The organism is Rheinheimera sp. (assembly GCF_037442345.1).
Taxonomy (GTDB): domain Bacteria; phylum Pseudomonadota; class Gammaproteobacteria; order Enterobacterales; family Alteromonadaceae; genus Pararheinheimera.
This window is the reverse complement of sequence record NZ_JBBIQL010000006.1, coordinates 1-12,802: the sequence shown is the minus strand read 5'-3', so window position 1 is coordinate 12,802 and position 12,802 is coordinate 1. Positions and strand designations below refer to the sequence as shown.

Sequence of the window (12,802 nt, the reverse complement as noted above, 5' to 3'; positions counted from 1 at the left end):
AACCCCGCCCCTACGACAATTTATTGGTTGGCGGTGACCCACACATTTTTATCATTGTAGGGGCGTAGCTTGCTGCGCCCCAAAACCGGACATCAACCGCCTTATGCCGGGCGGGGTAACCCCCGCCCCTACGACAATTTATTGGTTGGCGGTGACCCACACATTTTTATCATCGTAGGGGCGTAGCTTGCTGCGCCCCAAAACACATGATCAACCGTCTCACGTCGGGCGGGGTAAATCCCGCCCCTACAGTCATTGTTTGCTTGAGTTGAAATAATCCAATTGCCATTGCAGATGATTATTTTGGATGTACTTCGAAATTTTTAGAAAATCACACTCTGAACGTATCACATGGTCATAAAAACCACGTTGCCATAACTTTGTCGGGCTAAAGAGTTTACTGCTAAGTGACTTAAAAACACGGATAGGGTCATGCAGTTTCACCTGCTGTGCTTGCGTCTGACAGGTCAGCTCCAGGATGCCATGAAAGTGGTTTGGCATGATGCACCAACTATGTAACAACAATCCAGGGAAACGTTGTGGAAGTGACAGCCAAAGGCTGCAGACCCCATCAGCATGCTTGTTAGGATGCCAGCCAGACTCGTCAATCCACCCCAAATAGTGCTGCCGTTGGCAACAACACAGGGTCACAAAATAGCAACCCGGGCTTCCATAGTTATAATTGGCCAGCCTGACCTGTTTGCGCTGAAGCATCCTTGCCTCCACAAATTTGTTCATTTATCCACGGGCGGGCTAAACCCCGCCCCAGGGGTTTTATTCCATCTTCGAATCCAATACCCACCGATACATTGTAGGGGCGTAGCTTGCTGCGCCCCAAAACACATTATCAACCGTCTCACGTCGGGCGGGCCAAACCCCGCCCCTACGACAATTTATTGGTTGGCGGTGACCCACACATTTTTATCATCCTTGCGGCATAGCTTGCTGCGCCCGTCCTATATTGCTGCGCCCGTCCGCAATCTTCTACAAACCCCTGGTAAATTCTTTCCAATAGCTTCGCCAGGGCTCCAGCTCGGCTTCGGCTTTCAGTTGTTCGTGCTGCACCGACAGCTGCGTTTTGTCGGCTGTTTTCTGGCTGAACATCACCACGACACGGCTGCCATCCGCCAGGGCGCAGCGCCAATAACGCCAGTTGGCACTTTGGCTGACTGCTGGCGGCTTGCTGATGGCCACCTGATTAAACTCAGTGCGGCTTTGCACATGGCCAAGCCACAGCGCCAGAGCATCATCCATAGGACCGGCCAGGGTTTTATTGACCGACAGTTTAAACTGACCCGTGCAATCCTGCCCTGTCACCCGGCGGCCAATATGCTGCTCAAACCGAACCGTTAACATTTGCGCCCACCAGCCGGAAACACCGCCCTGAGCCCGTAACAGATCAGCAATGGCTTTATGAGCGAGCTGTTCCGCCTGTTGCTGTTGCAAAAACCTCAGCCAGTGCTCCCAGCTTTGGCCTGTAGCCTCGACAATGGCCTGTTCGCTGATTGCCTGACTCATGATTGCCCCTTGGTTTTGTATAACAACTGCTCAACAGCGGCGATACAGGCGTCCAGCCGCTCCAGATAATCCGGCGACTCCACCACCAACAGCTGTTCAGGTTTAAAGCCGTAATGCAGGTACAGTGCCTGCAATTGCTCAAAGGCCTGCTGGCGCATGGCCGGATCGCCCAGCTCACGCATGCCGTCGGCCACCCAGGGCACAGTGGGTTTCAGCAAAATCACTAAATCGTACTGAGTCGGGTCAATAAAGCTTTCAATACGGCTGGCCAGCGTGCCGAGCATTTGCTGACTGAAAAAGGCAGTGACGACAGCGTCCGTATCAAAAAAACACACTTTGTTGGCACTGCGCAGCGCTTTTTGGTCCTGCTCGTATTGCAAATGGGCAATACGGTTAAAGTCTTCCAGATTAAATAAATCACCGTTACCGGCCACCACCTGATCCTGGTAATCCCGCCCCAGCTCTTCCGACCAGGAGGTGCAATACACCTTGGCCAGCTTGCGGGTTAAGGTGGTTTTGCCACAACTTTCCGGGCCGGAAATCAGCACCCGGCGGGCGAAAAACGGCCGCGCCGCGCCAGCAATGTAGTCCCAGTGCAAATAGGGCTGCTGGCGTATTTCAGTGCCGCTGATAGGCCACTGCGTGCGCTGCGGGTCAATCAGCTGGTAATCAATGCCGGGAAAATGCTGGCTGTGGCCCTGGCGGTAACTTTCTTCGCCACCAAAAATCACTGCTACAGGTTCAGGCACCGCCTGAGTCAGCAGCACTGCATACTGAGCCCAGCCGTGCGGAAAGGCAGGAATGGCGCTTTCGTCCAGCAGAATAATCTGAATGCCCAGCCCCACCAGCTCCTGGGCCAGCCAGCGCTGGCGCAGCAGTCCCGGAATGTAAGGGCAACCCGCCTGCGTGCACAGCAATTTGTCTTCGGCCTGGTGTTCGCTGATCACCACGTAGAGCCGGTCGCACATGGCATGCGCCCGCAAGATGGCGGTTAAATGGCCTCGGTGTGGTGGTAAAAACTTGCCCGGAAAAACCCCAATTTTCATTTGTGCTGCGCCGCTCCTCTGCTCCAGTTGATGGCACCGTACACTGAATTGATAAAAAACGCGATCCACATCAATAAGGTCGGTACGGCGTAAGGCGCACTGTCGGCCGTGGTCAGCAGCACCACAGTCCAGGCCAGAATATTCAATAAGTTGGTGAGCAACCAAAAAGTCCACTGCGCCGCAAAAAAACGGATCATCAACAGCTGCGCGGCCACCTGAAACACCACTGTGCTGGCGTCCAGCACAGGCCCTGCCAGCGCAAAGCCCGTGTAGTTTTGTAGCTGCTGGTAGATCATCGAATTGCGCGCCAATGCACTGCTTACAAAACCATCCACCTGGGTTAAAAACCAGCCAGTAAGGCCAATGCTCAGCAGCACCAGCGGTGTCAGCCACAAGCTGTGTTTGCCTAAAGAACGCATCCGTACCAGTTGGGTGTCGCTGTGCAGCTGGTTTTTCCAGCACCACCAGACAAAAAACTGCGACGGCACAAAATAAAACCAGTTCAGCAGCCAGTCGCCGTAATAGCCAGAGGTCCAGGCCACCAGGCCATAGCAGGCACAGCTGAGCAGGCCCCACACCCAGTTGGAAATCAGCCCCTTGGCCACCAGCACCACACAAAGCACACCACTGATGGCACTGATGGGGCTGACCAGCCAGTTCAGCGCAATGGAGTAAGCCGAATTCCAGTTGGTGCCTGTGGCACTGAAATAACAGGTAGCCGCCAGCACCAGCAGGCTGAAGCCCACTAACCACGCCCGCTCAGCCCGGTTTAACCGGCTCAAATCTGTCCATAGTTGGCTCATAGGCGGTTACACCATCACCAGCCGCACGGCAAAACCGGTGAACAGCAAACCCAGTGCCAGGTTACCGGCCTGCCCCACTTTGGGCTGATGACGGAAAAACCCGGCAATAGCGGCACCGGCATAAATCAGCAGGGTTAAATAGGCCAGACTGACCAGCTCCAGCACCACAGCCAGCGCCAGATAAGGCACCCAGGCCGGGCTGTAACTGGCGTCAATAAACTGAATAAAAAACGACAGGTAAAACAGAATGGCTTTGGGGTTGGTCAGGCTCAGCAACAGGGATTTGCGAAACACAGACCCGGCTTTTGGCAGCGTATCAGCCTGTTCAGACTGACCACGGCGCAGGCTTAGCAGAATTTGCACGCCCAGGTACAACAAATAGGCAGCCCCCAGATAACGCAGCACAGTAAAGGCCTGTGGCGACGCAGCCAGCAGCGACGCCACCCCGAGGTAAGATAAAAAGATTAAGATCCCATCGCCAATCAGCACCGCCGCCAGTGCCTGCCAGGCTTTGGCCGGCCCCTGGCTGATGCTGGTTTTCAGCACAAACAAACTGTTTGGCCCCGGCATTAAAATAATTACGATCAGCCCGGCTAAAAAGGTCCAGAACTGCAAAACCCCAAAAGCGTCCATTACATCCTCGCCATCGACCTAACCCAATTCATCCAAAGGGGCGCAGCACGCGCCCCCTTACAGCACACACCAAGGTTGAACCAGCCACAGAATCATTCTTCGCATGGGCCTGGGTTTACCCCGCCCACTCCCCAAACCTTCCCGAATAATTCGCACCAAAAGCCAAGCTCTAATCAGCCACAGCCGCCTTATACAGAACCGCTAGGCCCCCCAGGGCGAAGCTGCGGCCTGGCTAAAAGTCCGCACATACAAGGCTTCCACTTCGGTGCGGGCCCATTGGGTTCTACGTAAAAACTTCAGGCTGGATTTGACCGACGGGTCCTGCCGGAAGCAGTTGATCGGCACCAGGCCGCCCAGCTGCTCCCAGCCGTAATGTTCGGCCAACCGGGTGACAATGGCTTCCAGCGTCAGGCCGTGCAAAGGGTTGTTCGGTTGTGTACTGCTCATGCGGAATTCATCCTGGTGATGACAAAGATGCCGTAGTTTAAACGCCAGGCGCTGCGTGCACCATCCAGCGCACACCAAAGCGGTCAATACAGGCCCCATAAAGCCCAAATGGCTGCTCTGAGAGTGCCTCAGTGACCTGCCCCTGCGCTGACAGCTGCGCAAACAAGGCCCGGCTTTGCGCTGCATCGCCTTCAGAAACAAACAGGCTTAATGTGTTGCCCTGTATCGGACGCTCAGTGGGGTGTAACCAGTCAGACGCTGAAATATCCAGCACTTCTGAGGTCAGGCGGCCATTGAGCACCTTTTGCTGCGCTTCAGCACCAAACAGAGCGGCCATTGGCGAATCGGCAACCCGGGTGAAATGCAAAGTACCGCCAAACAGCTGTTGATAAAACTGCAACGCTTGCAGGCACTGGCCATCAAATATGGCATATGGACTGACGTTCATTGTTGCTCCTGAGCAAGGTGCAGCCGAAAACCAAATACCGGCATGCTGACCTGGGTAAAATCAATATCACTAAAGCGTTCAAAGCCCAAACGCTGATACAGGCGCCAGGCACTTTGCATCGCGGCTGTGGTATGCAGCAACATAGCCTGATGCCCACGGGAGTTCGCTTCGTCAATACAGCGCCGGGTTAACTGTTCGCCTATCCCCCGGCCCCGACAGGCTGCATCAACTGCCAGCAGTCGGATCCCGGAGGCTTGCTGGTAACTGGCTGCCGTACCGCCGGAGCCATAATGCGCCATATCAGCAAAATACAGCACTCCACCCCCCAACTGACCAGACTCAGTTTCAGCGACAAAAATCTGCACACCGGGTTGTCGGGTAAACTGCCCCACCTGACTCAGCATCTGGTAGTACTGGGGCTGTTGCTCTGGCCCCGGAAATCCGGGCAACTGGCTATAACTTTCAACCAGCAGCTGGCCGTAAGCGGCAAAATCATGTTCCGTAGCGACACGTACCTGAATCATTTATCCCTCCAACCCCGCAGTGAACAACACGGCATGCTTCGAAAACGCCAACACGGCATCATAGGGCTCTGTGCCTTTATGGTAAATACGTCGTCAAAATCAACGCATGGAATGATTCACGACTCCGGGGTGGACAGGCTCTGCCGGATCTCCTGTTCAGATCAGTCAGCAGTCTCCATTTTGCCAGTCTGAACCAGGATTCCGTCATGCGCAGGCGGCTGAATCGACCGGTGCTCTGACGCGCGCCGGTCTGGATTGATGGTCAGGCCCGGCCCCGACCAAGAGGTTCACCTTTGATTTTGCAAATCAGCAGAAAACCAGCCGCAATGGCAACCACTGCGCCCCAAAAATAAAGCGGAGCCTCAGCTGGCGGAAAACTGTTACCGGCAAGAAAAACCAGCGCAATAGCAATGAGCAAAGAGCACCAGCCCAGCCAGTGACTGGGCCGCCACCAGCCATAACCAAAAGGAGTTGCAGAAAACCAGTACCGATCGTTAGTTGCCATTACTTTGTCCCCGTGCATTGTCAGTTGCAGTAATAATGACAGATAAAGCGACAGGCGTCTAAAGACCAGATCACGGAAAAAGCAGCGTCATCCTGCTCCCAGGCAGGTCGCCGGTATGACACCAGCTCTTTATCAACAGGCAACACCGGCATGCCGCTCTCACAGACGCAACATCACCCGAAACCCTCTTGTGGCGTAATAGGACTGAGCCCCATTGTGGTAGACAAATACCCGGCCGTAACGGTAGTCACCAAAAATAGCGCCGCCTTCGGCCCGTACCTCTGGCGGTGTTGCCAACCAGCTGGATGTTTTCTGATCAACAGGGCCACGTTGCTGCAACCGCCTGTATTCCTCCTCCGTCAGCAGGGTCACACCATACTGAGCCGCCAGCTGCATCGCCGACCCGGCCGGTTTATGTTCTTTGCGCTCCGCCAGGGCCGCCTCGTCATAACAGAGGCTGCGCCGGCCCTTGGGGGTTTCGGCACTGCAATCGGCAATCAGGTAATCACCGCTTTGCCCGTCAACACCAATCAGCGCCGGTTCACCGCCACTCTCCTCCATCCACTGCAAAGCCCGCAGTTTTTCCGGTGCCTGTTGCAAGCGGCCACCAAGTTCAGCCCAATCTGGTGTCAGCTCTGGCACCGGCTGCGCCACAAAACGTTGCTGTACTACTTCAAGAATTGCCTGCAAAGACATCACGCTGCTCCTGTTTGCGCTTTAAAGTGACGGCTGTTTGAATGACCGAACCCGGCTTTCGCCTTTGGTCAGTCAAGAAACTGCCATGGATTGGCTCCATTTCCAAGCAATAAATCGAAGTGAGTGGACAGATCCGTGGATCCACCTCATCCGTATCAGGCAGACGACCAATCTATTCTCAGACCCGGTCTGTCTGAATTTATCCAGGAAAGTCAGCCATGAAAAAGTTAACCGCTTTATTGTTCATTAGCTTAATACTGAGTGGTCTGGTGCACAGCGCACTGGCACAAGAGGACAACAGAGCTTTGGTACCTTTGCCTTCAGTCGACGATTTCAGCCGGGGCCATGATGGCTGGAGTTTCGGCCTGGGCCTGGGCATTGAATATGAAACGGCCTACGAAGGCTCAGACGAATTTGGCGTTGAAGCCGAGCCGGCCGGTGCGGTGCAATGGCGCAGCGGCGATGACATATTCTTTTGGGCAGGTGAAGCTGCTGGCTGGCGTGGCCTTCGTGCGGATCACTGGCTGCTGGAGGCAAGCCTCGGTTTTGATGAAGGCCGTGCCGAAAGTGATTCGGATGATGGTCGTTTAAATGGACTCGGTGAGACTGGCGAAGGCGTAGAGCTGGTGTTGCAGGCACGACGGGCTTTTGATGCCGATTGGCGTTATTGGCTGGTTGGCCGGGTCGTGACCGGAGAAAACGGTCATCTCGGGCTTTTTGGGGTAGGACGGCGCTTTGGTGCTCAGACGGACGGTTCGGGTTCTGAAATCAATCTGGTGGCGGTGTTTCACGACAGCGAATTTGCCAACAAAGATTTTGGCATCACCGCAGAGCAGTCGGTGGCATCAGGTTTGGCTCAAACCAATGTGAGCGGCGGCTTACGCTCGGTGGGGCTCAATTACAATTACCGCCATTGGATCAATCCAAACTGGCAAATTTTTGGCGAAGCCCTGTATGAGCATTTCAGCAGCGACGTACGCGCCAGCCCCATAGCACGCGGTAACTATGAGGCCGAAATTGGCATAGGATTTATTTATCTGTTCTGACTCAGTCCATGGTGCAGAGCGCAAGCGCCCGACCCGGCGCTTGCGTTACCCTGTTTTCCAACAGAGCGGCCTGCAAGCAGTAAACCTTCCCCTACCAATTCAGCATCGACGCTGTAAAACAGCTCGTTGATTGCGGCCACTCCGTCGCTGACGTTGCAAAACAGCCCTTGGGGTGTCGGCACTGCACCTGCCTCGCCAGAATGGCAAGTTCAAAAGGCGGGCGTTCACCATGTGAAATTTTGCGGAAAATGGTCCGAAGCCGCCAGCAGCTGGCCTGAACTGACAAAAGCAAAACCTCCGGCATTGGTAATAGCGTAATCAAGCAGGCCACCGCTTTGTTGAGTGGCATGATTACCGCGCACCACAACACCGGCTGGCGGTGCAACAAAATCCCCTGACGTTGGGTCGGCATTAAAATCCCCTACGACAGCCCAGAGGCCACCACCATTAATGGCGTTAATTTGCGGATTGGTGTAGCTAGCGGCATTGGCGGTGCCGGCTGACGGAGCATGGTAGGAATAAATACGCAGCAGGTTGCCGCCCTGATTCACCGTCATCCAGGGCAGATTACGTGGATTGCCCGGCTGATACCCTGGAGGAGCCACCACCACAGGCGGATGAATACCCCAGGCACTAATGGTCAGACGGCTCATAATAGCCAGACTGTTGCGCGGGTTGTCGTCTACAGTGTTGTACCAGAACACCACATGGTAGATATGGTTGCCATTGACATAAACACCTGTGACCGAGTTTGGAAAACCACCTATTGCATTGCGGTGTTGCAACAGATGGGTCATATCGCCACTTTCCTGCAGGCAAATAACATCCGGGTTGTTTTGCGCCATCAGTGCCCCTAAGTACAATTGATTGGTGCCGCCTTGCATATTCCATGTGGTAATTCTCATCGCTAAGCCCTTTTATTGGTCGTGAAGTGAATACCCAAAATAGAACCAGATGTTCCTGCCTGTCCAGCGCCCGCATAAAAATTATTCGGCGCTCTGTCGGCCTGCCTGCACTTTGCCATTCACTTTTTTTGAAAACTTAACTTACTGATTTTTAAAGGCTGTGTCTTTTGATAGTGCGGGTGTGGCTATATTTCTCCAACAAAATGGACGTTCGGCTCCATCCGCTGGCAGTTTCGTTTGACAAGGATGGGCCGCTGAAGCTGCCTGGTGTTTAAAAAGCAAGCAGCACAGCCAGCTGAAAAAGCCCACTAAAGGCCTGACTGTGAAGACAGAGTGGGCTCTTTCAGCTGAACGCTTTACGGCAGAAGATGCTTCAGTTCACCGGGCTGCACCACATCAGGCCCACACTGCCCTTGCCGGACAAAAGACAGCACCAGCTGATTGATGGTTGCCTTTAAAACCTCAGACCCTTGATCGGTTAAATCGTTATGACGGGAGCCCGCTATGGTACTGACACACACCGACTTGACCTGCTCCTCTGCCGCAGGCAATACGCCTGCATCGGCAGGAAAATCGCTGCCGCGGACAGACAGTACCTGCACGGTGTCGTGACGTGGTAAGGGGTAACGTCTGTTATCCAGAGTGATCAGCCGGCTGGCAAAACCGGGCGATTCACGCAGTAGCAGCGCAGAGATGTCGCCGCCATTGGAGTGCCCTATTAATGTCAGTGCTGTCCAGTCAAACGCGGGGTAAACAGCTGAAAGGTGGTGCCGGACAAAGCGCAAATTCTGTGCCCCCCGCTGCCACATGGGCATACGAACACTGAACAAATCGCCGGTTTTAGCCAGCGGCGGATCCGTAGGTAAATCATGCTGCACAGCAACCACGAAATAACCTTCTGACCTTAACTGCCCGGCAATAAAGGCGTAGCCGGTATGTGGCACCCCATAACCCGGGCTTAACAAAGCCACAGGGCATAACTTTTTCGCTGCACAGTGCCTGTGGTTTGGGAAATACAGCGCCACCGGAATCGCTCTGTTGCGGCTGTTGTCCTGCAGTATCAGAACTTCTGTTGTTTCTGCCTGAAGCTCATAAGCATTCAAACCTGTAGCCAGGCAGGCCAGTGCCAGCCGCCGGAATAACGTCATCGGGTTTCTGTCAGTTGTCATCAGTGTTATTGGGACTTGCAAATAAACCGCGGATATTACGCTTGTTTGTCCGCTTTTGCGCCTTGTTGTTTTAAAAGCAAGGCCGCCAGATAAAGCAGCCCTAAAGGAGGGATCAGCCCCAAAACACCACCCAGAACAGCAGCTGCAAGCGGGTTGTCGGTTTTCCCTCTGGCCAGAACATAACTCAGAGCCCCCAGCAGCAATGCAAAAACAACCAATAATTCCCCAACCAGGGTCGCATTTATATTCATCCACAATCTCCTTTTGTTTAAATTTTCACTGCGGCAGGGGCCACCTACCAGCGAAACATTGGCAATGGGTTAAGCGGGTGCCTGAAAAACCAGGCCATCCCACGTTTCAGCAAAAACCAATGAAAGCCCTGATTGGGAAACTGGCGTTTCAGTGCGGAGATAGTGCTGCGCGGCAACCCCATCGCAAAAATCCCCAGTGAAAAATCGGCAATGTCGGCACGGCGAAAATTCTCCACCAGGCGGCTGTGGCCAGCTGCACGGGACCGCACAGCGTGGTGCATGTCTATCATGGCACTGATTTCGTCAATCCAGCCCTCTTTGCCAATGCTGCGTAAATAATCAGCGGCAAGCTGCGCCGACGGTGGCAAATAGTCCAGTGTGTGCGCTGTCCACAGCCCAATGTCATGAAAGGCACCGGCTATTTGAATTTTCTCGATGTCCTCAGCCGTGTTTCCTGCAAAAGACAGGCACAAATGCACCACCCGGTACACATGGTTGCGATAGCCGTCAAAAATGCCGCCAATTTGCACCTGATACGGCGCCAAAATGCGATCAACCCACACCAATGAGTGCTCTGTTTGTGTGTCAGACACCATTCGCATCCCCTATGTTTTTAACCTTCAGAAGCGAGCTCCCTCCCCTGAGCACATAACGCCCGCCACAAACGCGAGCAACGTGTTGCGAGTCGAGCGCCCAATGAGCAAAGGGAGCGAGTTAAGCGCATTGTGATATTGCTTACTGCGGTATTGGCAAGTCATGCGCTTTGAGAAAACTAAGTTTGTCCCAGTAACCACGCTGAAACTGAATTAAGCCATTGTGAATTTTGAAAAATCCACAACCTCTCAGGCCCAACGGGTCTTTCCATTCCAGGATCGCCCATTCACCGTCTTCAAAGATATTTTCAATGATACAAACCATGGTTGCATTTGCGAACTCATTCGCGAACATTTGTTTGATAGCTTCTTTGCCTTCAACTGGTTCATTTGCCACTTGATGATTGATTGCATTATCAGAGTAAAAAGAAGCTAACTTCTCAGCATCGCCTTTATTAAAAGTTTCCACCCATTTTTTAATTATTTCTTTCGGGTTCATATATCCTCCTTATTGCCCAAGCAACATAACGCCGTTATAAACGGCGCGAACTTGATGGCGCTTTTGTTTCGTTTTTTGCAAGAAAAGTGACAGCAAGTTTGTGTCCGATTTGAGTTGCTTTGTTAGCGAAAGCTATTCGCTCGAAGCAACACATTTAAAATGAATTTCTGTTCTAGGATAATTGCCAAGAATGTATGGTGGTTCAGCATCTATTTCCTTAAGCACTTCTACTTCTTTGCCTTCTTTTTGGCATTGTGCAGATGCTTCATTTAGGACTTCAGCTTTTAGATTTCCCATTCCATGAAATCCAGTGGCAGCTTGACGAGAGACCATATACTGCCCATTTCCATAATGAATGACACCAGAGTTTTGAGCGCATCCAAACATTATCAAAGAAACACAACAAACTGATATTTTATTCACTATTGTCTCCTGTTCGCTAACTGTTTGCTTTGGGGCGGACAACGCATCGCGTTGGACGTCCCAGCCCTAAAGGGGCGACCAACAGCAACTTGTTATGTGCTTGATATTTTTGCATTTATACGTTTACCAAAGTATGTACCGAAAAGTATGCCTATGATTAGCTCTGGAACCAGCCCCATAAATAGTAAGATGCCGAATCCCAGATCCTCTCCGAGCTCATTTCGTTTCTGACCAGTAGCGAACATTTCGTATTGCACTAGTAATTCAGAACCCAAGAAAACAGATAATAAAATGGAAGCTAAAATCGAGATTAAATAAACAAAAACCTTTTTCAAGCTGACACGTTCCTTGTTCCTGCTTGCACATAACGCCCCAAACAGCCGCGCGCATTTTGCGTCGGCTGCTTTGGCTTGTTATGCATTTAACCTTGCCCATACTTCTTTTTCTTTTGGGGCGCGGTCTTTGAATTTGAGGCGAACACTGCCACCACTACCAATAGTGCTAGCCCACTGTACGACACATTTAATTGGATTAGGCTGCCATTTGTTAGCTAACAGCCAATTTTCAATAAGTTGCGGCGGCAAGCCAACATCATTTTTATGAAGAGTTTTCAGTGTTACTTTAATAGTGTCTTCGTCGCTAGCATGAAGAGCAGCAATATTCGAAGTAATAGTTAAAGACTCTAAAGCTTTAATGAGAATTGGATCCACTTTATGATTCCTTCAGTTTTGTTGATGCATAACGCCCAAATTTAGCGCGGAAAGCCGCGCAGCGGTTTGACGTCGCAGCCAGCACTTTTACTGGCGATAAAATTTGTTTGTTAGGCATTTGCCCATTGAGCACTAAAAAATAAAAAACACCCTATTAACAACCAGAAGAAGCGCTAATAGGATGTAACTACATTTAACTTTGTTTATCTTTTTCATGCTTCAACGAAATGTCTGCTAACCAATCCAAAAAGAAACTGGCAAAATACATAAAGCCAATAAAAAGCCACCACTCTGTTGGAACCGATTTATTGCTTATTGATTCAATAACTGCTTTTTTGAGAGTTTCAGACAACTCTCCAGGTAAACCAGCTTTTGCTACATCTAATGCGGCTTCCCAAACACCAAATAACATCATTATTGCTATCGCCAAAACCATTATTTTAGTAGATAAATGTGCTTTATAAAGTGAAGGCTTTTGCCATGCCGCCACTAAGAGCATGGTAACAATTCCTGTCATGATATATTTTTCTTCTGTAAACATCCCTTAAAATCGGTGCATTCCTGATTAGAGTTCTCCGGCGTACAC

General features: G+C 51.9%; 19 protein-coding genes. 1 reads left to right on the top strand and 18 read right to left on the bottom strand.

All coding sequences use genetic code 11. The annotated features are described in order from the left end of the window. Positions 1–252: 252 nt before the first annotated feature. The 10 genes from WKJ04_RS04665 to WKJ04_RS04620 all read right to left on the bottom strand — a co-directional run bounded on the left by WKJ04_RS04665 (position 253) and on the right by WKJ04_RS04620 (position 6,620). Positions 253–714, bottom strand: a complete 462-nt coding sequence (locus WKJ04_RS04665; RefSeq protein ID WP_337879334.1) for a transposase — start codon at positions 712–714, stop codon at positions 253–255. Positions 715–984: 270 nt separating this feature from the next. Further along, positions 985–1,518 carry a hypothetical protein gene (locus tag WKJ04_RS04660; protein ID WP_337879333.1) on the bottom strand — a complete coding sequence of 178 codons (534 nt, stop codon included), beginning with the start codon at positions 1,516–1,518 and terminating at the stop codon, positions 985–987. Then, positions 1,515–2,564: a multifunctional transcriptional regulator/nicotinamide-nucleotide adenylyltransferase/ribosylnicotinamide kinase NadR gene (gene nadR / locus WKJ04_RS04655; protein ID WP_337879332.1), complete on the bottom strand. Its 1,050-nt coding sequence runs from the start codon at positions 2,562–2,564 to the stop codon at positions 1,515–1,517. The genes WKJ04_RS04660 and nadR overlap by 4 nt, the downstream gene beginning before the upstream one ends. Next, positions 2,561–3,367, bottom strand: a complete 807-nt coding sequence (pnuC, locus tag WKJ04_RS04650) for a nicotinamide riboside transporter PnuC (protein WP_337879331.1) — start codon at positions 3,365–3,367, stop codon at positions 2,561–2,563. The genes nadR and pnuC overlap by 4 nt, the downstream gene beginning before the upstream one ends. 6 nt (positions 3,368–3,373) lie before the next feature. Continuing rightward, positions 3,374–4,000, bottom strand: coding sequence for a leucine efflux protein LeuE (gene leuE, locus WKJ04_RS04645; protein WP_337879330.1), 627 nt, complete (start codon positions 3,998–4,000; stop codon positions 3,374–3,376). A 201-nt stretch (positions 4,001–4,201) separates the two neighbouring features. Further along, entirely contained in the window at positions 4,202–4,447 is a 246-nt protein-coding gene (locus WKJ04_RS04640; protein ID WP_337879329.1) for a VF530 family protein, read from the bottom strand. A 37-nt stretch (positions 4,448–4,484) separates the two neighbouring features. After that, complete coding sequence (locus WKJ04_RS04635) at positions 4,485–4,895, bottom strand: VOC family protein (RefSeq protein ID WP_337879328.1); 411 nt, start codon at positions 4,893–4,895, stop codon at positions 4,485–4,487. After that, on the bottom strand, positions 4,892–5,419 hold the full coding sequence (locus WKJ04_RS04630; protein ID WP_337879327.1) for an N-acetyltransferase: 528 nt from the start codon (positions 5,417–5,419) through the stop codon (positions 4,892–4,894). The genes WKJ04_RS04635 and WKJ04_RS04630 overlap by 4 nt, the downstream gene beginning before the upstream one ends. A 262-nt stretch (positions 5,420–5,681) precedes the next feature. Next, complete coding sequence (locus WKJ04_RS04625; RefSeq protein WP_337879326.1) at positions 5,682–5,924, bottom strand: hypothetical protein; 243 nt, start codon at positions 5,922–5,924, stop codon at positions 5,682–5,684. Positions 5,925–6,083: 159 nt separating this feature from the next. Further along, on the bottom strand, positions 6,084–6,620 hold the full coding sequence (locus WKJ04_RS04620) for a DUF4256 domain-containing protein (RefSeq protein ID WP_337879325.1): 537 nt from the start codon (positions 6,618–6,620) through the stop codon (positions 6,084–6,086). Between the two features lie 218 nt (positions 6,621–6,838). Here WKJ04_RS04620 and WKJ04_RS04615 point away from each other — a divergent pair, with 218 nt between their 5' ends. Beyond that, complete coding sequence (locus tag WKJ04_RS04615; protein ID WP_337879324.1) at positions 6,839–7,666, top strand: MipA/OmpV family protein; 828 nt, start codon at positions 6,839–6,841, stop codon at positions 7,664–7,666. Between the two features lie 224 nt (positions 7,667–7,890). On the opposite strand, the gene WKJ04_RS04610 is transcribed toward WKJ04_RS04615, so the two are convergent. The 8 genes from WKJ04_RS04610 to WKJ04_RS04575 form a co-directional block, all read right to left on the bottom strand. Beyond that, positions 7,891–8,571 carry an endonuclease/exonuclease/phosphatase family protein gene (locus WKJ04_RS04610; protein WP_337879323.1) on the bottom strand — a complete coding sequence of 227 codons (681 nt, stop codon included), beginning with the start codon at positions 8,569–8,571 and terminating at the stop codon, positions 7,891–7,893. A 356-nt stretch (positions 8,572–8,927) separates the two neighbouring features. Further along, on the bottom strand, positions 8,928–9,719 hold the full coding sequence (locus WKJ04_RS04605) for a hypothetical protein (protein ID WP_337879322.1): 792 nt from the start codon (positions 9,717–9,719) through the stop codon (positions 8,928–8,930). 56 nt (positions 9,720–9,775) lie between these two features. Beyond that, complete coding sequence (locus WKJ04_RS04600; RefSeq protein WP_337879321.1) at positions 9,776–9,991, bottom strand: hypothetical protein; 216 nt, start codon at positions 9,989–9,991, stop codon at positions 9,776–9,778. 44 nt (positions 9,992–10,035) lie between these two features. Further along, the gene (locus WKJ04_RS04595) at positions 10,036–10,584 is read right to left on the bottom strand and encodes an HD domain-containing protein (RefSeq protein WP_337879320.1); all 549 of its coding nucleotides are present in this window, start codon (positions 10,582–10,584) and stop codon (positions 10,036–10,038) included. 142 nt (positions 10,585–10,726) lie between these two features. Next, the gene (locus WKJ04_RS04590) at positions 10,727–11,083 is read right to left on the bottom strand and encodes a nuclear transport factor 2 family protein (protein WP_337879319.1); all 357 of its coding nucleotides are present in this window, start codon (positions 11,081–11,083) and stop codon (positions 10,727–10,729) included. A 132-nt stretch (positions 11,084–11,215) separates the two neighbouring features. After that, positions 11,216–11,506 (bottom strand): hypothetical protein, encoded by a 291-nt coding sequence (locus WKJ04_RS04585; protein ID WP_337879318.1) that lies wholly within the window; start codon positions 11,504–11,506, stop codon positions 11,216–11,218. A gap of 413 nt (positions 11,507–11,919) precedes the next feature. Then, positions 11,920–12,216 (bottom strand): hypothetical protein, encoded by a 297-nt coding sequence (locus WKJ04_RS04580; RefSeq protein WP_337879317.1) that lies wholly within the window; start codon positions 12,214–12,216, stop codon positions 11,920–11,922. A 193-nt stretch (positions 12,217–12,409) separates the two neighbouring features. After that, positions 12,410–12,733 carry a hypothetical protein gene (locus tag WKJ04_RS04575; RefSeq protein WP_337879316.1) on the bottom strand — a complete coding sequence of 108 codons (324 nt, stop codon included), beginning with the start codon at positions 12,731–12,733 and terminating at the stop codon, positions 12,410–12,412. Positions 12,734–12,802 lie beyond the last annotated feature (69 nt).